The organism is Delftia sp. ASV31, assembly GCF_016428765.1.
GTDB classification, from domain to species: Bacteria; Pseudomonadota; Gammaproteobacteria; order Burkholderiales; family Burkholderiaceae_C; genus Comamonas; species Comamonas acidovorans.
Window position 1 is genome coordinate 1 of record NZ_JAELTK010000273.1, and the last position, 317, is coordinate 317.

At 72.2% G+C, this 317-nt stretch carries 1 pseudogene; it reads right to left on the reverse strand.

Annotated features, from left to right (window positions below):
• Positions 1-43: 43 nt before the first annotated feature.
• Positions 44-317: pseudogene (locus tag JHD82_RS30140) on the reverse strand (hypothetical protein); the annotation flags it as partial.

Here is a 317-nt window from a genome sequence, read left to right on the forward strand (position 1 = left end):
TCGAGAAAGTTCATGGCATGTCTCCTTGTGTCGTGATCGTGTTTCAGAAGGTCGGCGTGCCGACGATGCCCGCGCGCTCCATCTTCCGGTGGCTGGGCGGGTAGTCCATGGCCGCGTAGTGCTGGGTCTGTCTCTTATACACATCTGACGCTGCCGACGAAATGCGAACAGTGTAGATCTCGGTGGTCGGCGGATCAGTAAAAAGGGGGGGGGGGGGGGGGGGGGGGGGGGGGGGGGGGGGGGGGGGGGGGGGGGGGGGGGGGGGGGGGGGGGGGGGGGGGGGGGGGGGGGGGGGGGGGGGGGGGGGGGGGGGGGGG